Origin of the sequence: Flavobacterium nitratireducens, assembly GCF_029625335.1 — a bacterium.
Taxonomy (GTDB): Bacteria; Bacteroidota; Bacteroidia; order Flavobacteriales; family Flavobacteriaceae; genus Flavobacterium; species Flavobacterium nitratireducens.
On sequence record NZ_CP121111.1, the window covers coordinates 1,223,204 to 1,249,009 of the forward strand.

Sequence of the window (25,806 nt, forward strand, 5' to 3'; positions counted from 1 at the left end):
TAAATTATTTTAAAAGATTACAGATTCTTTTTACATTTAAACAAAACTATCTTAAAAACTATGAGAAAAGAATTTTATATTATTGGATTTGGACTTTTGTTATTAAGTCTTGCCGCTCATTTTTTATTTAAAACAAGCCTTTTAATAGCCCTCACCATTTTGATTCTATTGATTATCGGGATTTTTAACAGTTTACAACACAAACATGCTATTCTTAGAAATTTTCCAGTTTTGGGATATTTCAGGTATGCTTTTGAAGAAATTGCCCCTGAAATTCAACAATACTTTATTGAAAGAACTACAGATGGTAAACCATTTTCCAGAAACGAAAGAGCACTAGCCTATCAACGTGCTAAAAATATTAGTGCCAACACACCATTTGGAACACAATTAGATATTAACACTTCTTCATACGAAGGCGTAAAACACTCCATTTTTCCGGCACACGTTAACGACGAATTACCGAGAGTTACAATAGGTGGTCCCGATTGTACCCAACCCTATTCCGCGTCCTTATTGAATATCTCTGCCATGAGTTTTGGGTCGCTAAGCGAAAATGCAATTATAGCACTCAACAAAGGCGCACAAAAAGGCAACTTCTACCACAATACGGGCGAAGGAGGTTTAACAGAATACCATTTGCAAGGTGGTGATATCACTTGGCAAATTGGAACAGGATATTTTGGATGTCGCAACGAGGAAGGTAATTTTGATGCCGAAAAATTCAAAGAAAAAGCCAATCTTCCATCTGTAAAAATGATTGAAATCAAACTATCTCAGGGTGCCAAACCAGGACATGGAGGGGTTTTGCCGGCAGCAAAAAACACCGAAGAAATTGCCAAAATTCGTGGTGTAAAACCGCACACTACTATTCTTTCTCCACCTTGCCATACTGCTTTTAACGATCCCAAAGGCCTCGTAAAGTTTGTAGCACATCTGAGAGAATTAGCCAACGGAAAACCAATAGGATTTAAATTATGTATTGGGAAAACCGAAGAATTTGAAGCCATTTGCCACGAAATGATCCAACAAAATTGCTACCCTGATTTCATTACTGTTGATGGCGCCGAAGGCGGAACAGGAGCCGCTCCATTAGAATTTGCTGACGGTGTAGGAATGCCATTGGAACCTTCATTGATTTTTGTAAACAAAACTTTAATTCGTTTAAATATCCGAGATAAAATTCGCATCATTTGCAGTGGAAAAATTATTTCTGGTCATGCAATTCTAAAAGCGATTGCCCTGGGTGCCGACTTGTGCAACAGCGCTCGTGGTTTTATGTTTTCGCTCGGTTGTATCCAAGCCTTGCGTTGCAATACAAATAACTGCCCTGTAGGTGTTGCCACTCAAGACAAAATGCTAATGAAAGGATTATCCGTTACCGATAAATTTAAACGTGTATATCATTTTCACAAAAATACCTTATATGCTGCAAATGAATTATTGGCTGCGGCAGGAAAAACATCTTATAAAGAGGTTGATGTTTCCATTTTTATGAGAGGAGATGAATTTACCCATCTTTCAGATTTGTATTTTCCAGATAACTTATCGAATGTTATCAAGCATTAAAAAAACAAGGAGGGCAATAAAGCCCTCCTCTACTTGGTTTTGATTTTCTATCTCAACTTATAATTAACTAAATGCTGCTGATGATTGTTGTGTTTTCTTTTTCTACCCAAATTAACATACACAAGTAATGAATCAAAACCACATATTAAAGGTACAAAATAATTCTAAATTTATTTCAAAAAACTGATTTTTAACATATTACAAAAATATTATTAATATCAAATTACGCTATCCTAATCGAATTTTATGGTATATACTGCAAGAAACCACAAACAGTATACATCAAAGAAAGAGCATAAAAATTGTACATTTGCAGCAATCGTTAAAACCATTACTATGCAACTTGTATTTGCCTCTAATAACAAAAACAAAATCAAAGAAATCCAACAGTTACTACCTAATACTATTGAAATTTTAAGTTTGGAATCCATTGGATGTCTAGAAGAAATTCCTGAAACAGCAGCCACTATTGAAGGAAATGCTATTCTTAAAGCAAATTATGTAACAGAAAAATATGGTTATAATTGTTTTGCCGATGACACAGGTTTAGAAATTGAGGCTCTCAACGGCGAACCTGGAGTGTACTCAGCAAGATACGCTGGCGAACAAAAAAATGCCGAAGATAACATGAACAAAGTACTGAACGCCTTAGCCAATTCAACAAATAGAAAAGGACAATTCAAAACGGTAATTGCCCTTAATATGAATGGTGAACAACTTTTGTTTACTGGAATTGCCAAAGGCGAAATCACCACCGAAAAATCAGGAAATCAAGGATTTGGCTACGACCCTATTTTTCAACCTGAAGGATATCAAGAAACATTTGCTGATTTACCTTTAGAAATTAAAAACCAAATTAGTCATCGCGGAAAAGCAACCCAATTGCTTCTAAACTATTTAAATCAAATGAAATAATGTTTTAAATCTAACTTTTTTATTTGTTTTTTTTATAAAATTCCTCAGCAAAATGGCTTGAAAATCAAAAAAACCTAAGTGTAATTTTGTTAGAAAACCATAACTTTCTGATAATCAAATAAATTAAATTCATTAAATCTTAGTAATGCATTAGTTTATATCGATTATTAGCAGTAATTTTGCACCCTATTTTAAAAATACATATGAATAAATTTGAACAATTAGGATTGAGTGAATCGTTACTGAAGGCGATCAAAGATCTAGGATTTGAGAATCCGTCGGAAGTACAGGAGAAAGCGATTCCCCTATTATTGGAAAAAGATACAGATTTAGTTGCGTTGGCTCAGACTGGGACAGGGAAAACGGCAGCTTTTGGTTTTCCAGTTATCCAAAAAATTGATGCTGACAACAGAAATACACAGGCGTTAATTTTATCTCCAACGCGCGAGCTTTGCTTACAGATTGCCAACGAACTTAAAAACTACTCAAAATACGAAAAAGGTATTAATGTGGTAGCAGTTTACGGAGGGGCTAGTATTACAGAACAAGCTAGAGAAATTAAAAGAGGAGCACAAATTATTGTGGCTACTCCAGGTAGAATGCAAGACATGATTAACCGAGGATTGGTAAACATTACTCAAATTAACTATTGTATTCTTGACGAGGCAGACGAAATGTTGAACATGGGATTTTATGATGATATCGTAAACATCCTTTCAACTACCCCAGACGAAAAAAGCACATGGTTGTTTTCTGCTACTATGCCAGCAGAGGTTGCTAGAATTGGAAAACAATTCATGAGTAATCCTGAAGAAATTACAGTTGGTACTAAAAACTCAGGTTCAGCAACGGTTTCTCACGAATTTTACTTAGTAAATGCTCGTGACCGTTACGAAGCTTTAAAACGTTTAGCGGATGCTAATCCAGACATTTTCTCGGTAGTTTTTTGTAGAACAAAACGTGATACACAAGCTATTGCCGAAAAATTAATCGAAGACGGATACAGCGCTGCTGCTTTACACGGTGATTTATCTCAAGCACAACGTGATGGGGTAATGAAATCTTTTAGAGGAAGACAAATCCAAATGTTGGTAGCAACTGATGTTGCAGCTCGTGGTATTGACGTAGACAACGTAACTCACGTAGTAAACTATCAATTACCTGACGAAATCGAAACTTACAACCACCGTTCAGGTCGTACAGGACGTGCAGGTAAATTAGGAACTTCGATTGTAATTGTTACTAAAAGTGAATTGCGTAAAATTTCTTCTATCGAAAGAATCATCAAACAAAAATTTGAAGAAAAAACAATTCCTTCTGGAATCGAAATTTGCGAAATTCAATTATTACACCTAGCTAACAAAATCAAAGATACTGAAGTTGATCACGAAATTGACAACTACTTACCAGCTATCAATGATGTTCTTGAAGGTTTATCGAAAGAAGAATTGATTAAGAAAATGGTTTCGGTAGAATTTAACCGTTTTATCAATTATTACAAGAAAACAAGAGATATTTCAGCTTCAGGTTCAGAAAGACGCTGAACGTGGAGATGATCGTGCACCAAGAGAAAACAACAACGGTGGCGCTACTAGATATTTTGTAAATATTGGATCTAGAGACAACTTTGATTGGATGACATTGAAAGACTATCTAAAAGAAACCTTAGAATTAGGTCGTGATGATGTTTTCAAAGTTGATGTAAAAGAAGGATTCTCTTTCTTTAATACTGATGCTGAACACACTGAAAGAGTAATGGAAGTATTAAACAACGTTCAATTAGAAGGACGTCGTATTAATGTGGAAATTTCTAAAAATGACGGTGGTGGAAGACGTGACCACAACGGAAGAAATTCTGGTGGAAGACGTGAAGGTGGAAGACGCGAAGGAAGTTTTACTCCAAGAAGAGAAGGTGGTTTTAGAAGCGAAAGAGCGCCAAGAGAAGGTGGTTTCCGTAGCGAAAGAAGCAGTTCTTTAAGAAGAGAAGGTTCTCCTGAAAGAGCACCAAGACGTTCTGAGAGCTTTGGTGACTCGTCTAGACCAAGAAGACCAAGAAGAGACTAACAGCCTACTGTTAATTTTCTTATAATAATAAATAAAAACTACAAAATATTCAAAGCTGTTTTAGTACTTTTAGAGTTTTAATTCAGTCTATGAAATATTTTGTAGTTTTCTTTTTTCTATTCCTAACCGCAAATACTTTTGCACAAACAGGAACTATTTCTCAAAAAGTAACGGGTTACGTATACAACGACAATACCAAAAGCCCTTTGATGGGAGCCAACATTATCAATATCAACAAAGTAAGAGGAGCCGTTACAGATTCCAATGGCTATTTTGAAATCGATGTTCAACCTACCGACACCCTACACTTTACGCTTTTAGGCTTTCAATCCTTACGAGTAAAAGTAACCAATGACTGGATCAAAAATAAAGTAGCCAAAATTTTCCTGACCGAAAAAGCAATAGCCCTAGAAGAAGTTGTCATTAGACCTTTTAATCTTACAGGCTATTTAGAGGTTGATTCCAAAACAATTCCGATTAATCAAAACCATCGTTACAATATTAAAGGACTTAATTTAGGCTATGAAGCAGGAGAATATTCCTCAGGCGCTTTTGGCAAAGTATTAGGATCCATTTTTAATCCTGCCGATATGCTGTATAATTTCTTTGGAAAAAAATCCGGAGAACTCAAAAAACTCCGAGAAATGAAAAAGGACGATACAGTTAGAACATTATTAGAATCTAAATTTGACCGTGAAACTTTAGCTGTTTTACTTGGGATTGACAAAAAAGAAATTCCAGAAATCCTACAAAGATGTAATTATTCGGAATCTTTCATACAAACCGCAAACGACCTCCAAGTTATGGATGCAATAAGTAGCTGTTACGAACAATATAAAGTCCTTAAAAAGAAATAAGATATATTCGAAACCAAATCCTCAATCTCATTGAGGATTTTTTTATACAGCACAACTGAAATTTCAATAATTTCTTATATTTGAAAAAATTCAATTAAAAACTACAAAATGAAAGCAGGCAACATTTTTCTTCCTTTATTCTTATTATTAACTTCTATTAGTTTTGGACAAACTAAATTCAACAAACAAATAGCTGGGCATGTTTTTTACCTAGACATACCCGATTACATGACAAAAACAGTGGGCCTTAATGATGTAGCTTCTATCCAATACAAAAGCACCGTAAAGGACGTTTATACTATAGCCATAGAAGACAGCAAAGAAGATCTTGCTATTTTAGAAATACATTATTCAACCATAAAAGATTTTCAAGAAGAATTTGCCAAAGATTTTTTAAAAGACGAAGATAAGAGAACTATCTCCAAAGCTCTCTTTAAAACCAAAGACAATATTAATTTTGCCGAATTTGAAGCGAGCTACTTTGACAAAGATTCCCAACTTGAAATCTATTACCTAATAGGAATCGTAGAGACTAAAACCCATTTTTACAAAGTACTTTCTTGGACCACGCTTGAAAACAAAGACAAATACAAAGCCGATTTTCAAAAAATAATTTACAGTCTAAAAGACTAAACGTTAGCTACCCAAAAACAAAACCGCCTCAACTAAAACTTAGATGAGGCGGTTTTGTTTTGTTAATTGATCTCAACAAAATTACTTAACTGGAATATTTGCTAAAATTTCGACTAAAAATTTCCAGAATTTTTGAGAAGAAACAATACTAGCTCTTTCATCCGGAGAATGCGCTCCCTGAATGGTTGGTCCAAAAGAAATCATATCCATATCAGGATAATTAGCACCTAAAATACCACATTCTAAACCAGCGTGACAAGCAACTACTTTTGGCTTTTCCGAGAATAAATTTTCATAAACAGGTACTAAAACCTTCAAAATAGCCGAATCTGGATTAGGAGCCCAACCTGGATAAGAACCTGACAATTCCACTTCGCAACCCATTAATTCGAAAGCCGATCGTAAATCATTAGCCAAATCAAACTTAGCTGATTCAACTGAAGAACGCGTTAAACACTGCACTACCAACTTTCCATTCCCAACCATTACTTTGGCAATATTATTTGATGTTTCAACCAAATTATCAAAATCGGCACTCATTCTATGCACTCCATTAGTTGCAGTTGCCATGGAACGTACAAAATAGTATTGCGCCATTGGAGGCATTACTTTAGCTGGTAGTTTTTCTAATTTTTCAAAAACAATCTCTAAATTGGGTTCTGTAGTTTTCAACTCAGCTTTGATTTCGTTTACAATTTGCTGCATATCAAAAACAAAAGCCTCATCATATACCGAAGCGATAATTACCTTAGCTACACTTTCTCGTGGGATTGCATTACGCAAACTTCCACCTTGAATTTCCGAAATTTGTAAACCAAAATTATCAAAACCATCAAACAGCAAACGGTTCATGATTTTATTGGCATTTCCTAATCCTTTGTGGATATCCATTCCGGAATGACCTCCTTTTAGTCCTTTAACCGTAATGGAATAACCTACTGAATGTTCAGGTGTTTCCTCTTCATCATATTCTGCTTCGGCAGTAACATCAATTCCACCCGCACAACCAATATCGATTTCATCGTCTTCTTCGGTATCTAAATTCAATAAAATTTCACCTTTCAATACACCTCCTTGCAAATTCATTGCCCCTGTCATACCTGTTTCCTCATCAATGGTAAACAGAGCCTCGATAGCTGGATGTGCTATATCCGTGCTTTCTAGTACTGCCATAATAGCTGCTACTCCTAAACCATTGTCAGCACCAAGAGTGGTTCCTTTTGCACGTACCCAGTCACCATCTACATACATTTCGATTCCCTGAGTATCAAAATCAAACACAGTATCGGCATTTTTTTGATGAACCATATCCAAATGCCCTTGCAAAACAATTGGTTTACGATTTTCCATCCCTGCAGTAGCCGGTTTACGGATGATTACGTTTTGAACTTCGTCCTCAATAACTTCTAAACCTAAATTATTACCAAAATCCTTTATAAAGGCTACAACACGTTCTTCTTTTTTAGAGGGACGCGGAACCGCATTCAAATTGGCAAACTTATTCCATAATGCCTTTGGCTCTATATTTCGTATCTCTTGACTCATATCTATTATTTGCAATTTTTAGGTCTCAAAGTTACAAAGTTTAAAATCTTTTTGCTGTTATTGAACCAAATATTATGATATATTTACATCACAATAAAAAATGCTGTTTTGAAAAGAAAATACCTGCTGCCTTTTTTACTAATTATTCAGATTATCATTCTTAAAATAATAGCTTTTTATCCGGAATGGATAGAACGCTATTACAGTAATTTAGTTTACTCCCAAATTGCTGCATTTTCAAGAATTATTTTTGGAAAAATCTCTTTTTCAATAGGTGACTGTCTTTACATTCTTTTAATTCTGCTTATCGCAAAATGGTTTTGGAACAAAAGAAAATCTTGGAAACTTCATTGGAAAACCAACGTACTCCATATTTTTAGTTTTCTATCCGTCTTTTATTTTAGTTTTCATCTACTTTGGGGACTGAATTATTACCGTATGCCTCTATTTGAAAAAATGAATATTAAACGCGAATATTCGGATGCTGATTTGTATGACTTCACCAAAAAAATCATCGCTAAGGCAAATGCAATTCAGATACAAATTACAAAAAACAAAAATCTAAAAGTAGTTTATCCATACAGTCATGAAGAAACGTTCCAGAAAGACTTGAATGGTTATCAAAACCTATCGAAAAGCTACGCTTACTTTGGTTACCAAAATAGCAGCATCAAAAAGTCTCTTATCAGTTTACCATTAACCTATATGGGGTTTGGCGGTTATTTAAATCCTTTTACCAATGAAGCTCAGGTAAATGATTTAATGCCCAAATACAATTTACCTACTACAAGTTGTCACGAAATGGCGCATCAAATGGGCTATGCCAGCGAGAGCGAATGTAATTTCATCGGTTTTTTGGCTTCGGTCAATAACGAGGATTTGTATTTTCAATACTCGGGTTACAGTTTTGCGCTTCGTTATTGTTTAAACAATTGGTATTTGAAGAATGAAAAAATATACCAACGACTATTACAAACTGTACATCATGGTATTATAGCAAATTATAAAGAGAGTGAAATTTTCTGGAGGAAATATGAAACCCCTATCGAAAAAGGATTTCATGCTTTTTATGACCGCTATTTAAAAATTAACCAACAAAAAGAAGGAATGGATAGCTATAGCAAATTTGTAGATTTATTAGTCAATTTTTATAAAAATAAAAATTTGTAAACTAGTCAACTTCCCATTGACGCAATTTATTCAATTCTTCTTGTTCTTCTAATTCTTCGGCAGGAATTACCTTCAAAAAAGAAGGATGTTGCTCAATGGCATATTCAATTTTCTCTACAATTTCATCGATGGTATCATTATCATAATCCACATCTAAAGGCTCTTTGATAATAAACGATTGCAGAATTCCTTTTTTCTTCATTCGGATACCTTTTCTATCAAAGGAACGTCTAAATCCATCAATCACTATTGGAACCACAATAGGACGATGCTGTTTAATAATATGTGCCGTCCCTTTTCTAACAGGTTTAAAAGAACGTGTGGTTCCTTGTGGAAAAGTAATAACCCAGCCATCATCGAGTGCTTTTTTAATATTCTCAGTGTCATTAGGATTCACAGGTCTTTTCTCTGCAACATCTACTCCTTCAGAGCGCCAAGTACGCTCTACTGGAATAGCACCAGCATAGGACAATATCTTTGGTAATAATCCAGAACGCATAGTTTCCTTAGCCGCCACATAATAAATATTTAATTTGGGATGCCATAAATAACCAATATTTTTTATAGAATCTATTCTACCACTTAAACTAGCATTAAATACATGAAACATAGCTACTACATCCGCAAAATACGTTTGATGATTAGAAATAAAAAGCACGTTCGTATCGGGTAAATTTCTAATAATTTCTGAACCTTCAATTTGTAACTCATTAAAGCCTCGATAACGTCTATGAGTACAACTTCCAAAAATACGGATCAACCATTTTTTTAGAAATAAAATATGTCCAAAAGGATTTCTTTGAAAGAGTCTCATAAATTGTTTTCTTATTTTTTGAAATTGGTTTGCAAAACTACAAAAATTATAACTGAGCTTTCAAACAGAATAGCAATCAATTATATATTTTTTTCAATAAAAATACCATCTAAAACATCTCTTAATTCACTCAACAACATTGCAGTGGCTCCCCAAACAATATGCCCTTCAATTTTAAAAGCAGGTACTTCAATACTTGTTGCGTAAGAGGTGGTTAATGTCTCGGTCACAATGATTGTATCATCTCTGAAAACAGCCAACGGTAATTCGATTACAGCAGCTACTTCAACTGGATCCGGTTTAAAATGTATTTCTTCTTTACAAATTCCTAAAAAAGGATGCACCATAAAATTACTTGGTGGAATATACAAGGATGTAAACGCTTTTATAATTTCTATTTTACTTCGATCTACTCCTATTTCCTCTTCTGTTTCTCGTAATGCAGTTGTTTTAAAATCAACATCAGCTGACTCAAATTTTCCTCCTGGAAAAGCAATTTGGGCCGAATGTACCCCCTTGTAAGAATTGCGTACAATTAAAACCAAGTGTGTTTCCTTATTTTTAGGATAAAACAACATCGTTACCGCAGCTTCTTTAGGTTTTATATCTTTTACATCCATTTTAGCCAAAAGAGCTTTACGCTCAAGTGGCATCATCTTTTCATGTGAAAAAGAGGCTGAAAGTTGCGTTTGAACTAAAGCAGGTATAAATTGTAAAAAATATTGAAAATCCATATTCAAAAGCTATTTTTGCAAATAATTATATAAATATACTTTAGAAAAGAGGTTTGCACAAGTTTTCTAAAGCCAAAGCCTATAAAATGTATAGTAAAGAAGAAACACAGCGATTAAAAAGAGAATTTTGGGTAACATTTGCGGAGAAATACCCAAGAAAATGGATACTGTATGATACAAAAATCAAAGATTTCTCTTTTAAATTTTTTGTGGATAACAAAAAAGCGCAGGTTCTAATTGATATTGAACATCGCAGCAATGAAAAACGAATCGCTTACTTTGAAAAACTAGAGGCCTTAAAAAGTATTTTAGAAGAAGAATTTATCACTGATTTGGTTTTTGAAAAAGACTATGTCTTAGAAAACGGAAAAACCATCAGCCGAATTTGGGTAGAAAAACAAGGAGTAGGTTTCAGTAATCGAAACAATTGGGATGCTATTTTTGATTTTTACAACGAAAAAATGGATGCTCTGGAGCGCTTTTATTTGGAGTATGACGAATTTATAAAGGATATTGAAATTGAATAAAGCCTTCTTTTACATCGAAAAAATATTATACACAATCACATGATCTGGATAGGTAATGTAAAGTTGCTTACGATTGTCCTGTTTTTTTCTCGTTATGATAGATAGCGTACAGTCTACTCCATCATTATCCTTACAAAGGAAAGAATAAACCAAATCACTTTCCGACTCTGATTCGGGCTGATAGGTTTGAATATCATACAACTGAATATTTCTGGAATAGATTAAGATTCTGTTTTTATTAGTATCCAGAGTAACGGTAATATTTACCAAACTCAGATCCGACCATTTTCCCCATTTTCCTCTTTCATTTTTTTCCAACACACTATATCCAGAAGTACGAAATCTATAGGTTTGACTGTACGATTGTTGAATACCAATTCCTAAAAAAAGCAGGACTATATATAAAAACTTTAATTTTGTCATTTGAAATCTATTTTTCATAAAAAATGGGCAATCCTAGCTTTGGCTAATTGATATTCCTCCATCATATCTTTTACAATTGATTCAGCTGATTTTATTTCGTGAATTAAGCCTGCAATCTGACCTATTTCTAACTCTCCTTCTTCCAAATCACCTTCAAAAATACCTTTTTTAGCACGAGCTTTCCCTAACAATTTTGCCAAATCCTCTTTGGTCGCACATTGGTTATACAATTCCTGAATGTCTTCAAAAAATTTATTCTTGATCAAGCGCACCGGAGTGAGTTCTTTTAATGTTAATTGGGTTTCGCCTTCCTTGGTATTTAAAATTGCTTGTTTAAAATTTTCATGTGCCGACGATTCGATAGAAGCAGCAAATCTGCTACCTAGCTGAACTCCATCAGCTCCTAAAACCATCGATGCCAGCATTCCGTTTCCATTGGCTATACCACCGGCTGCAATAATAGGAATTTTTATTTGTTCTTTCATCATTGGAATTAAAGTAAAAGTAGTAGTTTCCTCCCGACCGTTATGACCACCCGCTTCAAAGCCTTCAGCAACTATTGCATCTACACCTGCCTCCTGAGCTTTCAGTGCAAATTTGCTACTACTCACCACATGTACTACTGTTATTCCTTTTTCCTTTAAATAGGAAGTCCAAGTCAAAGGATTTCCTGCCGAAGTGAAAACAATTTTCACTTCTTCTTCAATAATGATTTTCATTATTTCCTCGATATTGGGATACAACATCGGAATATTTACTCCAAAAGGTTTTGAAGTAGCTTTTTTACATTTTTGGATATGTGCTCTTAAAACTTCCGGGTACATTGAACCCGCACCGATTACCCCCAAACCACCAGCATTACTAACAGCACTGGCTAATTTATAACCACTTACCCAAACCATTCCTGCCTGAATTATGGGGTATTTAATATTGAAAAGTGCTGTTACTTTATTCATATCAATTGCCTTTTTAAATCTATTTTATAAAAAAAGTGATTAACTCCATCAGAAATTAATCACTTAAATATATTGCTTATTTTTTAAAAGTACAACTTCTAGGAAATAACTCCAGAGCCTATCAATTCTTCATCATTGTACCAAGCCACAAATTGTCCTTCAGTAATGGCAGATTGTGGCGCTTCAAATGAAACAAAAAGTCCTTTTTCATATTGATGCAACGTAGCCTCTTGCAATTCTTGTCGGTATCGAATTCTGGCCTTTACTTTCATCGTTTCCCCATTGGATAAAGCCATATCAGTTCGAATCCAATGTACTTCGGATTGGTCTACAAACAAAGCTTTTCGAAACAAACCTGGATGATGATTCCCCATGCCTGTATAAATAACATTAGAAACGACATCAGTTGCAATAACAAATAAAGCTTCAGGAGTTCCGCCTACATTTAGTCCTTTTCGCTGTCCAACAGTAAAATAATGAGCTCCTTGATGTGTACCCACTTGTTTTCCCATTTCTGGAGTATATTTAATAGGACTTGCTTGCCTTGTCAGAATTTCTTCTTGCGTTAATCCTTGTGGTGTTTCAACAGAATAGATGGAGTTGTCTTTGTCAATTTGAACTATTACACCCGCTTTTGGTTGTAATTTTTGTTGCAAAAATTCAGGAAGACGAACTTTCCCGATGAAACACAAGCCCTGAGAATCTTTCTTTTCAGCAGTTACCAATTCCATTTCGGCAGCAATTTCACGAACCTGAGGTTTGGTTAATTCACCTATAGGAAAAAGAGCTTTAGCCAATTGTTCTTGTGATAATTGACAAAGAAAATAAGACTGGTCTTTATTGTTATCTACCCCAGCCAATAATCGATAAACGGTTTTACCATTAACCTCCGTTTCACTTTTACGACAATAATGTCCTGTAGCCACATAATCGGCTCCCAGACTTAAGGCGATTTTCATGAAAACGTCAAATTTTATTTCGCGATTACACAATACATCTGGATTAGGAGTTCTTCCTTTTTCGTATTCGTTGAACATATAATCAACGATTTTCTCTTTATATTGTTCACTCAAATCAACCGTTTGAAAAGGAATCCCTAACTTTTCAGCAACTAACAAAGCATCATTACTGTCTTCTAACCAAGGACATTCATTAGATATCGTTACCGAATCATCATGCCAGTTTTTCATAAAAAGACCTATCACTTCATAGCCTTGTTGCTGCAACAAATAAGCTGCAACACTTGAATCAACTCCACCAGAAAGCCCAACTACAACACGTTTCATTCTAAAAATTTATTTTTTATGAGTGCAAAGGTACAAAGTTTTGAACCGATTCTGTTTATTATAACATTTCGTTCACAAGTTGACCCTACAAATTATCACTTCGTTTTAACTGCTGTTTTAGGTTTTGGATTATTCTGATTTATTTCATCCTTTATTTTTCCATTTTCATAAAATTGCCAAACACCCACTTTCTTTCCGTTTAGAAATTTCCCCTTAGAAACAATATTATTATCTACATCTCTAAAAATTGCCTCTCCATCGTATTGATTGTTTTTAAAAGTAGCTTCTTCTAAAACATATCCTTTTTCGGAATATTTTTTAGAAAGACCATTCTTTAAATTATTTTTATAAAAGGTCTCTTCGGCAATTTTTCCACTTGGAAAGAAAACAGAACGCAAACCTTCTAATTTTCCATTTTTATAATTTTCGATTGTCATTATCGTAGTCGATGCATGGTGATAATACTTCCATTCTCCTTCAAACATTTTATTGACAACCTTACCTTCGCTTACTTTATTTTTATTTTGATCATAAAAAACAGTGTAAGCTACATTATCATTTGGATTAAACGTTCGAGTGGCAATAACCGCTCCAGCCTTAGTATCATCAAAAAACTTAAACTCTCCCACTTCTTTACCGTGAGAAAAAGTTCCTTCATAACGAAGTCTTTTGGATTCAGGATAGTAACCTTTCCAAAGTCCATCTTTTTTTCCGTTGGAATCTAGTTTATTGAAATCTGTTTGCGCCTGAAGGACACAAAAATTACAACTAAAAAAAGAACTAAACTTATTTTATATATTACTTTCATTGAACTGTTTTTTTCTTTTAAAACGAAAATATGAAACACTAAATTATCTCTAAAACCAAAAAATCTCGCTAAACGAGATTTTTTGATACTGAATTATTTCTTTTTGTTTTGTTGTGCTTTCATTGCTTCTTGTTGCGCCATCGCTTCTTGAAGCTTTTGTTGAAACTTACTTTGTTTCTTAGGTTCTTTCTTTTTATTTTCTTGAATTTCGGCGTGAATTTTATCACTATCGATGATGTAATTTTTAATCACTAACATGATTCCAATAGTAATGGTGTTAGAAATAAAATAATACAAACTCAATCCAGAAGCATAACTATTAAAGAAAAACAACATCATTAATGGAGAAATATACACCATCGCTTTCATCATTTTAGCCATATCAGGCATTCCTTCTTGCTGTGGCGTCGCCATTTGCTGGTCACCAGTTGTCATTTTCATATAGAAGAAAATTGCAATAGAAGCTAAAATTGGGAACAAACTCACGTGGTCACCATAAGCTGGAATATGGAATGGCAATTTGTAAACGGAGTCAAATGATGATAAATCATCTGCCCATAAGAATCCTTCATGCCTCAATTGGATTAAAGCTGGAAATAATTGAAATAAAGCATAGAAAACTGGCATTTGCAATAACCCAGGAACACAACCCGCCATAGGATTTACTCCAGCTTTACTATAAAGCTTCATCGTTTCTTGTTGCTTTTTCATTGGTTCATCCTTATACTTCTCACTAATTTCTGTGATTTCAGGACGTAAAACTTTCATCTTTGCCTGCGATAAGAACGATTTATAGGTAACAGGCGACATTACTAATTTTACTAAAATAGTAAACAAAACAATAGCCCATCCTTGAGATATAAACATACTTAAGAATCCATAAGCTGGAATGAAAAGATATTTATTAATCCATCCAAAAATACCCCATCCTAAAGCTACAATATCTTCTAAATCTCTATCATAGGACTTTAAAAGTTTATAATCTGTAGGTCCATAGAACCAATTCATTTTTTGATCAATCTCCCCATTGCTGAAAGCAATTGGCATTATCGCTTTGAACTGTTTCGTAAAAGTAGTATCAACATTATCATCTTTAACTAAATTATTAGAATGCAATTCTGTTGTCTTGAACGGTGTTGATGTTAATAAAATAGAAGAGAAAAAATGTTGTTTGAAAGCAACATAAGAAACATCCTCAGCCGTTTCTGATTTATCTTCACCCTGACCTAAATAATCTTTTTTTCCATCTTCATATTCAAAATACAATTCTGTATAACGATTTTCATATGATATACTTTTTTCATTTGCAAAAGTTTTGAAATCCCACTCTAATTGTAAAGGTTTATTGGTTTTCAAAATAGTATTCAATCCTTGCGACTGAATATCAAAATCCAACATGTAATCATCAGCTTTCAATACGTATTTATAGGCTAAATAGGCATTTTCAGAAGCTTTTAATTTCATTGTCAAAATTTGGTCTTCCCCATTTTTTGTCAAAGTAGGTTCAAAATAAAGATCTTTTGTATTTAAAGTATGATTATCAACAGTAGGTAATTGTAAATTAAACTGCGCATTGTTATCCTTAACCAATTGTACTAACTGGCCAGAACCTTTTTTTGTGCGTTCAAAATTCTTTAATGTAACATCTACCACATATCCTCCTTTATTAGCAATAGTAAGTTTTACTAATTTGTTTTCAATTGTAGTAAATTCCTCTTTTGCAGAAGGTAAAGTAGCTGAATAAGCAAAGCTTCCTAAAGTTTTTTGTAATTGTGCTAATTGCAAAGTATCATTTGCTGATGTACTTAATTTAGCAACATTTTCTTGTGCTTTTGAGCCTTTAACAACCAATTCTTTTTTGGCTTTTCCTGCTGCAATTTCTGCCTCAGAAGGTTTGTTTTGATACATTATCCAAAGTAATATACCGAAAATCAATACAAAACCAATCAGCGAATTGGGGTCAAACTTTTTTTCTTCCATTTTTAATACAAATTATTTATCTCGACTTTTTTTGTCAAATGAGTTGATTCTATTTCTAGAAATTAATTATTTCTTTCTTGCCTTTACAGCAGCAGCTACAAATTTCACAAAAATAGGATGTGGATTAGCTACTGTACTCTTATATTCTGGATGGTATTGAACTCCAATAAAGAATGGATGATCTTCGATTTCCACAATTTCTACTAATCCTGTATCAGGGTTAACACCAGAGGCTTTTAAACCGGCTTTGTCTAATTCATCAGCATAAGCACTATTAAACTCATAACGGTGACGGTGACGCTCAAAAATTGTAGTTTCGCCATAAATTTGGTGCGCTAATGTGTCAGGTTTAATTTCGCATTTCCAAGCACCAAGACGCATTGTTCCTCCTTTGTCGGTAACATTCTTTTGTTCTTCCATTAAGTTCACAACAGGATGAGGCGTTTTATCGTTCATTTCTGTTGAATTTGCCTCAGCATATCCTAAAACATTTCTAGAATATTCAATAACCGACATTTGCATACCCAAACAAATACCGAAGAATGGCATTTTATTTTCACGAGCATAACGAACAGCTGTAATTTTTCCTTCGATACCTCTTTCACCAAAACCTGGCGCTACTAAGATCGCATCAATATCTTTGAATTTTTCTTCAATATTTTCACTATCGATGTATTCAGAGTGAATAGAAACCACATTTACTTTAGTTTCATTGGCCGCTCCTGCATGAATAAAAGCCTCTAAAATAGACTTATAACAATCTTGCATTTCAACATATTTACCAATCAAACCAATGTTTACAGTATGTTTTGGGCTTTTTAATCTTTTCAAGAAAGTATTCCAGTTTTTCAAATCTGGAGCGGCTTTCTTTGGTAAATCTAATTTTTTCAAAGCAACCACATCAAGACCTTCTTCCAGCATTAAATTAGGTACTTCATAAATCGTAGACGCATCGATAGATTGAATAACGGCTTCTCTCTTAACATTACAGAATAATGCTAATTTACCTCTTAAGTCATTTGAAAGTTCGTGCTCTGTTCTACAAACTAAGATATCCGCTTTGATTCCGCTTTCCATCAATGTTTTTACAGAGTGTTGTGTAGGTTTTGTTTTCAACTCTCCCGCAGCAGCCAAATAAGGCACCAAAGTTAAGTGAATCACAATTCCGTTATTTTCTCCTAATTCCCAAACTAATTGACGAACAGATTCGATATAAGGTAACGATTCGATATCCCCCACAGTTCCTCCAATCTCAGTAATTACGATATCATAATCACCTGATTCTCCTAAAATTTGGATTCTATCTTTAATTTCATTTGTAATATGAGGTACAACTTGAACTGTTTTCCCTAGAAACTCCCCTCTTCTTTCTTTTTCAATAACCGAAAGATAAATTCTACCTGTAGTAACGTTATTAGCCTGAGAAGTTGGAACATTTAAAAAACGCTCATAGTGACCTAAATCCAAGTCTGTTTCTGCTCCATCATCTGTCACGTAACATTCACCGTGCTCATAAGGATTTAATGTTCCTGGATCAACATTAATGTACGGATCAAATTTTTGAATAGTTGTTCTATACCCTCTTGCCTGTAATAATTTTGCTAAAGATGCTGCTATAATTCCCTTTCCCAAAGAAGAAGTAACCCCTCCAGTAACAAAAATATATTTTGTTTGATTCATGCTGTTCTAGTTTGTATTGTAGTTGTATAAAAAACGTGGCAAAAATACGATTATAAATTTAGATTATGCTAATTTGGAAATGAGATAATTTCTAAAATCAACATTTGTTAATGCAAAAATAAAAACACCATTAATTTGAGAAATCAATGAGGTTTTGGGTATCTTTTTTTAATATTTCGTATCAATTCTTCTAAACCATTTAATTTTAGTTCGTAAACCAATTGTAATTGCTCCCCTAATTCGCCTTTTGGAAAGCCTTTATTATGATACCAAACCACATAATGTTCCGGTAAATCGATCAAAAAACGACCTTCATATTTCCCAAAAGGCATTTGAGTATACGCTAATTTGACTAATTTTTTTTGATAAATATCCATTAACAATCTAACTAAATCAATTCGCTACTTTTAGTGTTAAATCACTATCGTAATACAAAATATAAACTCCTTTATTTAAATAGCCATCACCCTCTTTTTTAGCATATTCAAATTTATTTGCATACTGCTGAGTGCCTATTGTATTAACCGTTTCTTCAAATGATTTATTTTGCATCAAACGCATCATCGTATCAAAAGTCACATCAAAACCTCTTGAGGCATAATCACTTGGTAAGATTGAATTCATTTTTTTGAATTTATTTTCAAAAGCAACTCCTTCTGGAGTTAAATTACTTCTTGTAACCGAAGGAAACATCAATTTTAGCTTAACTAAATTTGAAAAATTTATCTCATCCGAATCCAAAGTTTCATTTGGTTCTAATACAACTAATTGAATTTGAAAACTTGACAAAGAAGCTACCAAAGCCGTAATTGTTGTTTTTACCATCCAGGTATTAGCCGATTCTATCACCACATAATTGATTTTATTAGGAACCAACATCCCCTTTAAACCTTCCGCAGAAACAGTGCCGTTAGGATTTAAAGGAACCAAACGAACGTCTTTTTGATTTTGCTGCAAATATTGGATTACTGACAATTTCTTTTTTATCAACTACCGCAATTATATTTCCATTTTTAGCCCTCATAAAATCAAACATTTTCGTTCTTAACAAATCATTACTTGGAACCGTTTGATACAAATTAGCAATAGCTCCGCCCTCGTCTTTTGACAATGGCGAAATTACAGGCACATGATTAGCACTCAATAAACGCGCAGTTTCTTCTGCATTACTTTGATAAAATGGACCAATAACTGCGTCCATATTTTGCAAATTATTGGCAGTTATTAAAGCCGCTACATTCGAACTACTTTTCGTTTCTTCCGAATCAAAAATACTAACATCAATTGGCAAACTCAATGTCTTAGCCGAATCGATTGCCATTAAGACACCCGCATAAAAATCCAAAGTCATATTTAAAAACTTGTCTTTTTTTAAGCGTTCTGTACTATTTCCCATTTGTTCTCCTAGCATTTTATCTACATTAAAAGGCAACAACAAGGCGATTTTTTTTCTTTCAGAAGTGTTTTTTGGGGCTAAAACGGTGGTAACCTTATTTTCTAAAACAGCTGTTAAAGTCACATTAGCTGGCAATTTTACTAACATCCCAATTTCAACACCTTCTTTAAGTTCAGGATTCAACACTAAAAATTCTTCTTGAGACATTCCAGCCATTTTAGACAAACTGTAAAGCGTTTCTTTTGGCTTCACCTCATACGTAATATATTTTGTAGCAACAGTCGTTTTAGATGAAACAACACCTGCTTGCTGTTCTGGATTCCCTTTAATTAATAAACGATATCCCTCTGGCAAATTTGAAACAATTGCCGGATTCTTCTTTTCTAATTCCTCAACAGTAATACCATACAATTTAGCAATAGAATACTTCGTTTCCTTTGGTAACACATCATGATAAACGACTTTCTCTGGAGTTTTCAAGGCATTTTTAGACGGAATTACTAAGAGCTGACCTATTTGCAGTCCATCTGTTTCTAAAAATGGATTTGCTTTTTTTAAATCTGCTTCCGAAACATTGTATTTTTTTTGAATACCAAACAAAGTCTCCTTTGAAATTACTTTATGGGCAACTTCATCTGAATTATTGGTAGCTACTTTTGCAGAAATCCCTTTTTTAGAAGGTATCAAAAGAACCATTCTAGGTTTTAATTTTGATTGAGCATCAGGATTAAGCTTATAGATATCATATGGTGTCACTTGGTACTTTTGAGCAATATCAGTAATCGTCTCACCCTTTTCTACCTTATGTGCAATTGTTTCTTGAGCAAAAAGAGTTTGAACAAAAAGCAAAACCGGTATCCAAATCGCAAAAAAATATTTCATTCTATTATTTAATTAAAAAATTAATACTCCTAATGAAAAACGGTACCAAATTTTATTCCAAAATCTGATACCGTTTTTATAATATAAGAAACTACGATTAAGTTGTTTCTATTATTCCCACTCAATTGTTGCTGGTGGTTTTGAACTAATATCATACACAACTCTGTTCACCCCTCTTACCTTGTTGATAATATCATTAGATACTTTCATCAAGAAATCATACGGCAAGTGAACCCAGTCAGCAGTCATACCATCGGTAGATTCTACAGCACGTAGCGCAACTACTTTTTCATAAGTACGCTCGTCTCCCATAACCCCAACACTATTTACTGGAAGCAAAATAGCTCCAGCCTGCCAAACTTTATCATATAATCCCCAAGATTTTAATCCTTCGATAAATACCGAATCAACTTCTTGTAAGATTCTAACTTTCTCAGGTGTAATATCTCCTAAAATACGAATTGACAATCCTGGTCCCGGGAAAGGATGTCTTCCTAATAATTCCGGATCAATACCTAAACTAGCACCTACTCTACGCACCTCATCCTTGAAAAGCATACGCAAAGGCTCTACTACTTTCAATTTCATAAAATCAGGTAATCCACCCACATTGTGATGAGATTTGATTGTTGCAGAAGGTCCTTTTACAGAAACCGACTCAATTACATCAGGATAAATAGTTCCCTGAGCCAACCATTTTACATCGTCTAACAAATGAGATTCATCGTCAAAAACTTCGATAAATACTCTACCAATAATTTTACGTTTTGTTTCTGGATCACTCACTCCTGCTAATTCCGACAAGAAACGCTCACCAGCATCTACTCCTTTTACATTGAGTCCCATTCCTTTGTATTGATTCAATACATTTTCGAACTCATTTTTACGAAGTAAACCGTTATTAACAAAAATACAATATAAGTTTTTACCAATAGCTTTATTCAATAAAACTGCCGCTACAGTAGAATCTACACCTCCTGAAAGTCCAAGAACAACTTTATCATCTTGAATTTTCTCTTTCATTTCTGCTACAATTTCTTCCACAAAAGCATTAGGCGTAAAGTTTTGAGGAACATGAGCAATCTTCACTAAGAAGTTTTCCAACATTTGTTTCCCATCTGTTGAATGATATACTTCTGGGTGGTATTGAATTGCATAAGTAGTTTCTCCTTCAATTTTGTAAGCTGCAAATTCTACATCATGTGTACTTGCAAGCTTCACTCCATTTGTAGGCAATGCTTTTATACTATCACTATGACTCATCCAAACTTGACTATTTGGAGAAACTCCTTCAAAGAAAATTTCATCTTCTTTGATATAAGATAAATTAGCTCTACCATATTCTCTTGTGTTAGATGCTGCAACTTTACCTCCACTAAAGTGAGATAAATATTGCGCTCCATAACACACAGCAAGCATTGGCAATTTTCCTCTAATTTGAGACAAATCAGGATGTGGAGCATCTTCTGCACGAACAGAAAAAGGACTACCTCCTAAAATTACAGCCTTGTAGCTTGATAAATCCGATGGAATATTATTATATGGAAAAATTTCGCAGAATATATTTAATTCGCGAACTCTACGCGCAATCAACTGAGTGTATTGCGAACCGAAATCTAAAATAAGTACGTTGTGTTGCATGGGCGCAAAATTACTTTTTAAATTTGGATTGCAAAAGTGGAATTTTGAAATTTTTTATTTTTTTTACATCCATAATTTACAACGAGAATTTTGTCCTATTACACTCCACCAACTCGGCAATTTACTATTCTTTAATAATAACAAATTTACCTTTCACACCCTTATCCCAGTTATCCCAAAACTCCGAGCGTACTAAAGCACCTTTATCATCATAGATTTTAAATTCGCAGGTATTTCCTCCAGAACTTCCTTTGCTAAAAGCTTCCATTTCGAAAGTATTAATACCGTCACTCAAATCAAAAACAAACTGTCCGTAATTTGAAAACAACTCCATTATTCCTCCAACCATCTGATTATTAAGAGTTGCTTTAATTAAATCACCGTCTATATAAATGTAATCACGATATTGAACAACAAAATATTTTGACTTTGTACGAATCTCCCCGAAATTTTTATCGATTTTAACCAACATTCGGTCGTCTTCTTTTAAACCTTCCCTAACCAAAGTTTTATCTAAATCCTTAGTCATCTTATCCTTAATTCTATCTCCCGGATTCGCAAAATCATTGGTTTGTATCATCGAAAAAGATTTAGGCTGACCAATTTGGTATTTTGAAAATGAAGGCAAAGTAGTTTCTGGTTTTTTTAAAATATCCGGAGCTTTAATTACTGGAGCATCTGTTGTAGCTTTTGGAGTTACTTTCTTAGGAGTAGCAGGTTTGTTCATCGGAGCAATTGGCTTAAACTTCTTGCCAAACTCTGCTTGAGCAAAAACGTTTATTCCAAAACAAAGCATTACAACTAATAAAAACTGCTTCATATAATGTAAATTTTGTTTTAATTAATTATCATAAGGATAGCAACAAATATACCAAGCTTTAATTTTATAAAACAAAACAACCCTAGAACATTAAAAAAAATTTAACCTATTAGTTATTAAACTTATTCCTTTTCAATGATAATTGTAGCTTTATAACCTTGGGCTATATTCCATTGGTTTGAAGAAATCACCGCACCTTTATCATCATAAATTTTAAATTCGGCTGTATTTGGCGCGGCATATCCATCGTTTAACGCCTCGATATCAATACGATTTACCCCTTTTTTTAAGGTGATATCAAAACCCTGTGCCTCTCCATTTAGCAAAACTTCTTGCTCTACTATTTCATAATTCAAATACACACGTACTTTATCTCCATCAACATAAGCGGCATCACGATATCTTACTTTTGCAACACCCGAAGTTGTTTTAACCACACCTAAATCCTGATTTCTTTTGGCTAATTTTTCAGGATCTTTTTCCTCCCCTTGAGGTACTTTATAAGTATTATTATTCAAACCACCTACTTCATAAGCTTTGATTTTCTCATAATCAGCAGTATTAAACTTAACATCTTTTACAGCAGTTTCCTTTTTCTCTTTCTTTGGTTTTGGGGCGGGCTTAATTTTAAACTCAGTTCCAATTCCCTCTTGAGAAAACGCAGTCGTAAAACCACCCAAAACAAGAGCGACAACCAAAAACAAACCTTTGAAATTTAAATATTGATTCATCATTTATCTATTTAATTAAAAATCTATTCAAAAAAACGACTTTTATAAAGTTATTCCAAATACTTAACACTAAACTTTTGATTTTATTATATAAATATACAAAATTCCAAACTTGAACTTCTTTATTAGTTTCACAAAATGACTGTTTTTTATTATGGTATTTTTTATAAATTGCACAAAAATTTAAATTTTCAAATCGAGGAACATCCCTCTAAAAATCAAACAAATACATCAAAATGAAAAGAGAAAACATCTTAACAGGATCTCCATGGGAAGACAAAATGGGATATTGTCGTGCAGTACGTATTGGAAACATTATTGAAGTTTCAGGAACAGTAGCAATTGTTGACGGCGATAAAGTAAAAGCTGATGACGCACATGCGCAAACTTTAAACATTTTAGAACGCGTTGAAAAAGTTCTTGAAGATCTAAATGCTAGCATGAAAGATGTTATTCGTACTCGTATTTTCACAACAGATGTTAGTACTTTTGAAGCCGTTGCTACTGCTCATGCTACTTTTTTCAAAGATATCAAGCCTACAACTGGTTTTTATGGAATCAACCAATTAGTAGCTCCTGAATACTTAGTTGAAATCGAACTTACAGCTGTTTTGCCTGAGTAATTCTTCTTCAAAATTATATTCTTCGAGCGCACAAAGGCTAAACCAATATGCTTTTGCTGCGCTCGAAAAATTTTAAAAAAACAAGTCTAAAGATTCAAATGAATATAGTAAAGAATTTGCCAAATGCAGTAAAATGGATAGTGATCTGTGCCTTGATTGGTTTCTTATCAGGTTCAGCCTCGGCATTTTTTTTAATTTCATTAGAATGGGTAGGAAAGCTTAGAGACCACAACCTTTGGTTACTTTGGTTCTTACCCGTAGGCGGATTGATCATTGGTTTATTGTATCATTATTACGGAAAAGAGGTAGTTAAAGGCAATAATCTTTTGTTAGAAGAATACAAAACTCCTCAAAAAGTAATTCCACTTAAAATGGCTCCTTTTGTACTTTTAGGAACCCTGATTACTCATCTTTTTGGAGGTTCGGCAGGTCGAGAAGGTACTGCGGTACAAATGGGCGGAGCGATTGCTGACCAATTCAGCCGTATTTTCAACCTTGACGCAAACGAACGAAAAACACTAATCATTCTAGGAATTAGCTCAGGATTTGCCTCTGTTTTCGGTACACCTTTAGCGGGTGCTGTTTTTGCCCTTGAAGTTGTCTATTTTTGCAAAATAAATTTAAAAAGCTGTATTCTTTCATTCGTAGTTGCTTATTTTTCTTATTACACCGTTGAACTTTGGCCTGTTCACCATACGCATTACAGCATCAATACAATCCCCGATTACAATCTTGAAAATCTACTTTGGATCATTCCTGTCAGTGTGTTATTTGGACTAGCGGCCATGCTATTTTCAAGAAGCACTCATTTTTGGGGATCTATATTTTCAAAAACCATCTCATACCCTCCGTTACGTCCTTACGTAGGCGGAATACTATTCTCAGTGGTAATCTATTATTTTGGTGCAACAAAATTTATAGGATTAGGCATTCCTAGTATTGTAGATGCATTTACAAAACCAAGTGAAAATTTCGACTTTTTACTCAAAATCCTTTTTACAGGATTCACCTTAGGGGCAGGATTCAAAGGAGGCGAGGTTACACCCTTATTTTTCGTAGGCGCAACATTAGGAAGTGCCCTATCCCTCTATGTTCCGCTTCCTATTTCACTTTTAGCAGGCATGGGATTTGTTGCCGTTTTTTCGGGAGCAACACATACACCTATTGCTTGTACAATTATGGGCATAGAACTTTTTGGAATTGAAAGTACATTATTCATTGGCCTTTCTTGTTTCATTGCCTATATTTCATCAGGTTCTATCGGAATCTATCATTCTCAAACCGTTAGAGGAATAAAACATCAATTGTACGAAAAATTTAAAATCAACAAACTGGACGATTTTTAAATAAATTCTGAAATAAATTTTATATCATTGTAATACTAATCGTATGTAAAATTTATTCCGATAGCTTTTGGTTTTCCTGCTTCCCACATTCAGTATATCCCCTTCAATCATCTTACAAGACAAGAATTTCTTTATTATTCCATCAAGGCATGTCAAGAATTAAATTGGAATGTCACAGAAATAAATGATTCGGAAATAATTGCAGAAACAATCCCTGAACAAGAAACTTGGAACGAAAAAATAGTAATCAACTTTGAAAATGAAGATGGTTACATCTATAGCGCTAGTAAGGGCTATCAAATATATGACCGAGGCAGAAATTTTAAAAACACCGACCTCTTTTTTGAAGTCTTTAATAACATAAAAAAAAACAGCCAAGTTCCTCTCTTGAAGCAGAAAAGCTAAT

Annotated in this window: 23 protein-coding genes and 1 pseudogene; 9 read left to right on the forward strand and 15 right to left on the reverse strand. The window is 33.9% G+C overall.

The genetic code is table 11. The annotated features are described in order from the left end of the window. Positions 1-60: 60 nt before the first annotated feature. The 5 genes and pseudogenes from P5P90_RS05795 to P5P90_RS05815 all read left to right on the forward strand — a co-directional run bounded on the left by P5P90_RS05795 (position 61) and on the right by P5P90_RS05815 (position 6,038). Complete coding sequence (locus P5P90_RS05795) at positions 61-1,569, forward strand: FMN-binding glutamate synthase family protein (RefSeq protein WP_278036233.1); 1,509 nt, start codon at positions 61-63, stop codon at positions 1,567-1,569. A 336-nt stretch (positions 1,570-1,905) separates the two neighbouring features. After that, a complete protein-coding gene (locus P5P90_RS05800) occupies positions 1,906-2,484 on the forward strand; it encodes a non-canonical purine NTP diphosphatase (RefSeq protein ID WP_278036484.1) in 579 nt (192 codons plus the stop codon). A 203-nt stretch (positions 2,485-2,687) separates the two neighbouring features. After that, positions 2,688-4,548, forward strand: a pseudogene (locus tag P5P90_RS05805) (DEAD/DEAH box helicase). Between the two features lie 89 nt (positions 4,549-4,637). Next, positions 4,638-5,405 carry a carboxypeptidase-like regulatory domain-containing protein gene (locus P5P90_RS05810; RefSeq protein WP_278036234.1) on the forward strand — a complete coding sequence of 256 codons (768 nt, stop codon included), beginning with the start codon at positions 4,638-4,640 and terminating at the stop codon, positions 5,403-5,405. A 108-nt stretch (positions 5,406-5,513) separates the two neighbouring features. Then, positions 5,514-6,038: a hypothetical protein gene (locus tag P5P90_RS05815; protein ID WP_278036235.1), complete on the forward strand. Its 525-nt coding sequence runs from the start codon at positions 5,514-5,516 to the stop codon at positions 6,036-6,038. 81 nt (positions 6,039-6,119) lie between these two features. On the opposite strand, the gene P5P90_RS05820 is transcribed toward P5P90_RS05815, so the two are convergent. Then, entirely contained in the window at positions 6,120-7,583 is a 1,464-nt protein-coding gene (locus P5P90_RS05820; protein ID WP_278036236.1) for an aminoacyl-histidine dipeptidase, read from the reverse strand. Between the two features lie 108 nt (positions 7,584-7,691). Between P5P90_RS05820 and P5P90_RS05825 the strand changes: the two genes are divergently transcribed. Continuing rightward, positions 7,692-8,753, forward strand: a complete 1,062-nt coding sequence (locus P5P90_RS05825; protein ID WP_278036237.1) for a DUF3810 domain-containing protein — start codon at positions 7,692-7,694, stop codon at positions 8,751-8,753. A 1-nt stretch (position 8,754) separates the two neighbouring features. Here P5P90_RS05825 and P5P90_RS05830 read toward each other — a convergent pair whose 3' ends face one another. Continuing rightward, positions 8,755-9,567 carry a lysophospholipid acyltransferase family protein gene (locus tag P5P90_RS05830; protein ID WP_278036238.1) on the reverse strand — a complete coding sequence of 271 codons (813 nt, stop codon included), beginning with the start codon at positions 9,565-9,567 and terminating at the stop codon, positions 8,755-8,757. Positions 9,568-9,647: 80 nt separating this feature from the next. Next, entirely contained in the window at positions 9,648-10,301 is a 654-nt protein-coding gene (locus tag P5P90_RS05835) for an NUDIX hydrolase (protein WP_278036239.1), read from the reverse strand. Positions 10,302-10,387: 86 nt separating this feature from the next. Here P5P90_RS05835 and P5P90_RS05840 point away from each other — a divergent pair, with 86 nt between their 5' ends. After that, on the forward strand, positions 10,388-10,828 hold the full coding sequence (locus P5P90_RS05840) for a DUF4268 domain-containing protein (protein WP_278036240.1): 441 nt from the start codon (positions 10,388-10,390) through the stop codon (positions 10,826-10,828). Between the two features lie 9 nt (positions 10,829-10,837). Here P5P90_RS05840 and P5P90_RS05845 read toward each other — a convergent pair whose 3' ends face one another. The 12 genes from P5P90_RS05845 to P5P90_RS05895 all read right to left on the reverse strand — a co-directional run bounded on the left by P5P90_RS05845 (position 10,838) and on the right by P5P90_RS05895 (position 23,431). Further along, positions 10,838-11,251 carry a hypothetical protein gene (locus tag P5P90_RS05845; protein WP_278036241.1) on the reverse strand — a complete coding sequence of 138 codons (414 nt, stop codon included), beginning with the start codon at positions 11,249-11,251 and terminating at the stop codon, positions 10,838-10,840. 14 nt (positions 11,252-11,265) lie between these two features. Next, positions 11,266-12,207, reverse strand: coding sequence for an NAD(P)H-dependent flavin oxidoreductase (locus P5P90_RS05850; protein WP_278036242.1), 942 nt, complete (start codon positions 12,205-12,207; stop codon positions 11,266-11,268). Positions 12,208-12,305: 98 nt separating this feature from the next. Beyond that, the gene (gene mnmA, locus P5P90_RS05855) at positions 12,306-13,493 is read right to left on the reverse strand and encodes a tRNA 2-thiouridine(34) synthase MnmA (RefSeq protein WP_278036243.1); all 1,188 of its coding nucleotides are present in this window, start codon (positions 13,491-13,493) and stop codon (positions 12,306-12,308) included. 95 nt (positions 13,494-13,588) lie between these two features. Next, positions 13,589-14,122, reverse strand: a complete 534-nt coding sequence (locus tag P5P90_RS05860) for a toxin-antitoxin system YwqK family antitoxin (RefSeq protein WP_340696447.1) — start codon at positions 14,120-14,122, stop codon at positions 13,589-13,591. A 272-nt stretch (positions 14,123-14,394) separates the two neighbouring features. Further along, positions 14,395-16,281 carry a membrane protein insertase YidC gene (yidC, locus tag P5P90_RS05865; RefSeq protein WP_278036244.1) on the reverse strand — a complete coding sequence of 629 codons (1,887 nt, stop codon included), beginning with the start codon at positions 16,279-16,281 and terminating at the stop codon, positions 14,395-14,397. Between the two features lie 66 nt (positions 16,282-16,347). Continuing rightward, on the reverse strand, positions 16,348-17,961 hold the full coding sequence (locus P5P90_RS05870; RefSeq protein ID WP_278036245.1) for a CTP synthase: 1,614 nt from the start codon (positions 17,959-17,961) through the stop codon (positions 16,348-16,350). A gap of 143 nt (positions 17,962-18,104) precedes the next feature. Next, complete coding sequence (locus P5P90_RS05875) at positions 18,105-18,338, reverse strand: DUF3820 family protein (RefSeq protein ID WP_278036246.1); 234 nt, start codon at positions 18,336-18,338, stop codon at positions 18,105-18,107. Between the two features lie 16 nt (positions 18,339-18,354). Next, positions 18,355-18,936, reverse strand: a complete 582-nt coding sequence (locus tag P5P90_RS14140) for a hypothetical protein (RefSeq protein WP_340696448.1) — start codon at positions 18,934-18,936, stop codon at positions 18,355-18,357. Then, entirely contained in the window at positions 18,872-20,239 is a 1,368-nt protein-coding gene (locus P5P90_RS05880) for a LysM peptidoglycan-binding domain-containing protein (RefSeq protein ID WP_340696449.1), read from the reverse strand. The genes P5P90_RS14140 and P5P90_RS05880 overlap by 65 nt, the downstream gene beginning before the upstream one ends. Before the next feature lie 111 nt (positions 20,240-20,350). After that, positions 20,351-21,880, reverse strand: coding sequence for a glutamine-hydrolyzing GMP synthase (guaA, locus tag P5P90_RS05885; RefSeq protein ID WP_278036247.1), 1,530 nt, complete (start codon positions 21,878-21,880; stop codon positions 20,351-20,353). A 124-nt stretch (positions 21,881-22,004) separates the two neighbouring features. Next, a complete protein-coding gene (locus P5P90_RS05890) occupies positions 22,005-22,700 on the reverse strand; it encodes a hypothetical protein (protein ID WP_278036248.1) in 696 nt (231 codons plus the stop codon). A gap of 122 nt (positions 22,701-22,822) precedes the next feature. Continuing rightward, positions 22,823-23,431, reverse strand: a complete 609-nt coding sequence (locus P5P90_RS05895; RefSeq protein ID WP_278036249.1) for a hypothetical protein — start codon at positions 23,429-23,431, stop codon at positions 22,823-22,825. 236 nt (positions 23,432-23,667) lie between these two features. Here P5P90_RS05895 and P5P90_RS05900 point away from each other — a divergent pair, with 236 nt between their 5' ends. Both P5P90_RS05900 and P5P90_RS05905 read left to right on the forward strand, forming a co-directional pair. Beyond that, positions 23,668-24,054, forward strand: coding sequence for a RidA family protein (locus P5P90_RS05900; protein ID WP_278036250.1), 387 nt, complete (start codon positions 23,668-23,670; stop codon positions 24,052-24,054). Between the two features lie 98 nt (positions 24,055-24,152). Beyond that, a complete protein-coding gene (locus P5P90_RS05905) occupies positions 24,153-25,400 on the forward strand; it encodes a voltage-gated chloride channel family protein (RefSeq protein WP_278036251.1) in 1,248 nt (415 codons plus the stop codon). Positions 25,401-25,806 lie beyond the last annotated feature (406 nt).